Source organism: Wolbachia endosymbiont of Atemnus politus, from assembly GCF_013309895.1.
This window is the reverse complement of record NZ_JAAXCS010000095.1, coordinates 1-4,846: the sequence shown is the minus strand read 5'-3', so window position 1 is coordinate 4,846 and position 4,846 is coordinate 1. Positions and strand designations below refer to the sequence as shown.

General features: G+C 35.2%; 1 tRNA gene and 5 pseudogenes. 5 read left to right on the top strand and 1 reads right to left on the bottom strand.

Features of this window, described 5'->3' with window-relative positions:
• Positions 1-92: 92 nt before the first annotated feature.
• The 3 genes and pseudogenes from HET73_RS09530 to HET73_RS05920 form a co-directional block, all read left to right on the top strand.
• Positions 93-1,899: pseudogene (locus HET73_RS09530) on the top strand (AAA family ATPase); the annotation flags it as partial.
• 70 nt (positions 1,900-1,969) lie between these two features.
• Positions 1,970-2,863 (top strand): annotated as a pseudogene (locus HET73_RS05925) (class I fructose-bisphosphate aldolase).
• A 5-nt stretch (positions 2,864-2,868) separates the two neighbouring features.
• Positions 2,869-2,940, top strand: a tRNA-Cys gene (locus tag HET73_RS05920).
• Between the two features lie 70 nt (positions 2,941-3,010).
• On the opposite strand, the pseudogene tmk reads toward HET73_RS05920, so the two are convergent.
• A pseudogene (tmk, locus tag HET73_RS05915) lies at positions 3,011-3,470 on the bottom strand (dTMP kinase).
• Positions 3,471-3,585: 115 nt separating this feature from the next.
• On the opposite strand from tmk, the pseudogene HET73_RS09525 reads away from it, so the two are divergent.
• Both HET73_RS09525 and HET73_RS05905 read left to right on the top strand, forming a co-directional pair.
• Positions 3,586-4,152 (top strand): annotated as a pseudogene (locus tag HET73_RS09525) (thioredoxin family protein).
• Positions 4,153-4,157: 5 nt separating this feature from the next.
• Positions 4,158-4,846 (top strand): annotated as a pseudogene (locus HET73_RS05905) (cation:proton antiporter domain-containing protein); the annotation flags it as partial.

The following is a 4,846-nucleotide window of genomic DNA, read 5'->3' as shown; positions in this document are numbered from 1 at the left end:
TATTTGTTTATAATTAATTGCATTATCTTAAAATAAAGATATATTAAATAAATACTTTTAGTAATATTTAGGCCTCAATAACAACACTACTAAAAAATAATAAAATTTCTACTGCAGTAAGTAAAGGCGAATTATTAAAAGATGAGGAAATTCTGCAAAGTTATTGCAGAAATTTAAATGATTATACGAGAAGTAAAAAAATAGATTACGTTATCGGTCGTGATTATGAATTAGACCGTACTATAGAAATCTTATTAAGACGCAGGAAAAACAACCCTCTTTATTTTGGGGATCCAGGCGTCGGCAAAACGACAATAGTTGAAGGTCTGGTATTGAAAATCGTCGAAGGCAGTGTTCCGAGTGTCCTGAGGTCCAGCATTATTTATGCTTTGGATTTAGGGTCACACTCCTCGCAGGAACACGCTAAAGAGGTGACTTTGAAGAGAGAATAAAATCTATAATAAAAGCAATTGAGACAAAACCTGGTGCTATATTTTATCGATGAAATACACACTATCATTGGAGCAGGTTCAACAAGTGGTAGCTTCCTTGATGCTGGCAATTTACTCAAACCTGCACTTGCAAGAGGTACATTGCTTTGCATAGGTGCAACTACATACAGAGAATACAGCAATAGCTTTGAAAAGGACAAAGCATTTGCAAGAAGGTTTTAAAAAATTAATATAAAAGAGTCATCTGTTCAATACAATAAATACAATACAATAAAGATACTAAACGGTATAAAGCACTACTAAGAAGGGTACCATGGAATATATTATACAAAACATGCCATTAGGTCTGCAGTAGAACTTTCGCATAAATATATTAGTGGACGAATATTACCTGATAAAGCAGTTGATGTTATAGATGAAGCAGGAGCATATTGTAAGTTGCAAAAAACAGACGAAAAATTGTAAACAGTAGAGACATTAAGAATACTATCACTAAGATGACAAACGTATCTTGTGGGTCTGAATTTGGTGATATACAAAGAATCAAATATCTAAAATAAAACCTCGAGAATGTAATTTTTGGTCAAGAGCAAGCGATAGAATCTCTTGCTAATTCTATTAAAATTGCAAAATCTGGGCTGAGAAATTATGATGAACCCTTAGCAAATTATCTTTTTGCAGGTCCGACTGGTGTAGGTAAGACTTAACTTGCGAAACAGTTAGCAAAAACGTATGGGTATGAATCGCGTGCGCTTTGACATGTCTGAATATAAGGAATCTCATACAATATCTAGAATGATTGGTTCCCCTCCTGAATATGTAGGTTATGACCAGGGCGGATTACTAACGGAATCCATATCTAATAGTCAATATAGCGTTGTGCTTCTTGATCAGATCGAGAAAGCCCACAACGATATTTATAACATATTGCTAAAAAATCATGGATTATGGTTGTGTTACAGATACCTACGGACGTAAAGTTAATTTTTCCAGTGTAATTTTGATTATGACAACCAATGCTGGAGCATTTGAACGCAGTAAAAGCTCCATCGGCTTTGGAGATAAAGATTTTAACATCAGTGATGGTGAAAAATCAATGGAACAGGTTTATAGCCCTAAATTTCGTAATCGTCTTGATGCGGTTATTTCTTTCTCTGATTTAAATGCAGGTGTAATTCTACATATTGTAGATAAATTTGTTCAGGAAATGAAAAAACAACTCATGCAAAAGGGCATAAGCTGCTCAGTGGAGGAGGAAGTAAAATCTTACCTTGCACAGACGGGTTACAGCAAAGAAATGGGAGCACGCCCAATAGAGAGGCTGATTGAGAAAGAAATAAAAAGTTACTTAGCTGAAGAAATACTAAATCGCCGACTAACTAAAGGAAAGAAATTAAGGATTTATATGAGTAAACAAGAAAATAAAATTGCTTTTGATGTAACTTAAAATTCTTGTATTGAGCTTTATCTTGTTACAATTTACAACTTAAATTTAATTTTGGTTATAGTGACAATAACTGAAAAAAGTAAGACAGATCCAAAGTTACTACGAAAGTGAAAGTCCTCGGGTAAAAGCAAACATAACTCGTATTCTCATGCATGGAAAACTTGGTGGAACTGGCAAATTAGTCATTCTCCCAGTGACCAAGGATTTGAACACGGCCCAATAAAAAGCTTTGAAGTTAGCCCTGATGCTTACGATCCACATTATCATTTTCAGCTTGCGGTTGATTTAGGAGTAAGTGCATAAGCTGCTCCGCTTGGTATGATCAAAGCTGGTGCTTCAACTTATGCTGGAATGCTGCCACTTATTTTGAAATTTAATAGTTCCAACTCTTTGCATTCGAAAGGTCTAAATTATGATCAGGAAATTACTGCCTCTGTGAAAGACGCGCTGCGTTTGGGCTGCATAGCTGTTGGGTTTACTGTATATCCTGGTTCTGTGAAGTGTTTCGATATGATAGAAGAAGCCCGTGAAATCATAGCTGAGACTAAGTCTTGTGGACTTGCAGTAGTGATGTGGTCTTATCCACGTGGTGAAGGAATTTCCAAAGAAGGTGAAACAGCAGTTGATGTTATTTCCTATGCTGCACATATAGCAGCTTTTCTCGGTGCCAACATAATAAAAGTAAAACTTCCAACTAATCAACTTAGAAAAAGAAAAAATAGAAGCCGTAAAATATTGAGTTATTGTCCAAAAGAATTGAATACGTCAAAAAATATTGCTTTGCAGGAAAAAGAGTAGTAGTTTTTCTGGTGGCGAGTCAAAATCGGCGGATGATATATGCAATGAGGCAAAAGAAACTAAGCATGGTGGGGGTAATGGTTCAAATATTAGGCGCAATACCTTTCAACGTAAAAAAGAAGATGATTTATCTATGCTAAAAGATATAATGAATATCTATACATAAAAAACGACTGGGTGGCTGAATGGTTTATGCGGAGGACTGCAAATTCTTTTATACTGGTTCAATTCCGGTCCCGGCCTCCTTTATTTTATATATCTTGTAAAAAGAGCATTATAAAAACACCAAAATTCAGGTTATGAGAGAAATTTTCTAATTGCACATAAGTCTAATAATTTCACTATATACTTGATTGTTATCTTTAGTTTCAACTTCAGTGATAACACTGCACCTATCAGACTCTCTTAGCGCTATTTCTTGAAATCCTTTTCGAACTTTATCAGCCCTAAGTCAACTCCAAGCCCATACCCAGGTATGCAATAGTTGAATCAATAAACCGATCGCAAATCACTATCTTTCCTTTTTCTAGAGCTGATAATATCAATTTTTCCATGTGTTCATATCTCATTGAGACGAGCAGCAGAAGTTAAGAAATGGGATCAGTATTGTCCTTTAAAAGTATCCCCCTTACCTTCTCTGCTAAATCAGTGCCACCTGTTTCTCAAGTCAATATTAAGTTATTTTCGCCATGAATTTGCCTAAAATGACCCGCAAGCAACTCTGACTGTGTTGTTTTACCAGAACCTTCTACTCCTTCGAAAGTTATAAACATAAGTTCTACAATTGCGATGCTAAAAAATAATGTGCAAATAGTTAAATACAGGATTCATTTGACATTTAAGTGGTAATATCATAAGTTATATGTGATATACAAATCTATATAAGCTATGGTTGCGATGAATAAGGTAGGTTTTGACTTTACTGCAAAGGATTTCAATCTTTTGGAGTGGATAATAAACACTATACATTAAGTAACTGTCGTGGAAAAAATGGTCTTATTGTAATGTTTATATGCAATCACTGTCCTTACGTTCAATCAATTATTAGCAATCTGGTGAGCGATGTTGATGTTATAAAAAAGATTATCAGGTAAGTACTGTTGCAATAATGCCAAATAATGTAAAATGAATATCCAGAGGACTCCTTTGAAAATATGATTAATTTTGCCAAGGGAAATAGGTTTACATTTCCATATCTGATTGACAGTACGCAAAAAGTAGCTAAAAAGTATGATGCTGTTTCTACTCCTGACTATTTTAGCTTCAACGCTAAATTAAACCTTTGCTATAGTGGACGTTTTAACGATGCAAAATAAAAACAAGATTCAAAACTATAAAATAGGAAGCAGTGATCTATTTCAAGCTATGATATTTATTGCAGAAATCGGTAATCCTCCAGCCGAGCAAAAATCAAATATCGGTTGCTCAATTAAATGGTCTAATTCTACAGGTTAAATTTTATACACAACAGCTCTCAGTATTTGTTTGATATTATAATTTTACTCTCCGCCGCTGTGTTTATAGTCATAACGTTTTGGAAAATGAATATCAGCTCAGTGCTCGGTTACTTCGTTGCAGGCGCGTTTATTGGTTCTCGTGGATTTAATCTGATACATTCAGCTGACGCAATGGATAATTTTGCAGAATTCGGCGTAGTTTTTCTATTGTTCATTATAGGTCTTGAATTGACCTTTGAACGTCTCATTGCCATGCATATTCATGTATTTGGATTTGGTTCCCTTCAAGTTATAGTTACCATAGTAGCGATATGGTACATTGTTCTTGCTTTTGGAGTGAACACTAACATGGCAGCAGTTATCGGCGGTGGGCTTGCATTGTCCTCAAAGCAATAGTGTTACAGGTTCAGCAGTAAAAAGGATCTCAAGCAAGTCAAGTTGGTAGGTTGTCGATAGCAGTACTATTGATGCAAGATTTTGCAGTGGTACCACTAATGGTATTAGTACTTTTACTTACCGGTAACTCTGGAAACAGTCTAATAAGCTCACTGGCAGGTTCATTGGTACAAGCAGCTATCGCGTTATATTTATAACCGGTAGGTTGTTACTTAGACCTTTATTTTCGGTTATTGCTAAAATGGAAAGTAACGAGGTTTTTATATCAACAACACTCCTGATAGTACTGGGAGCAA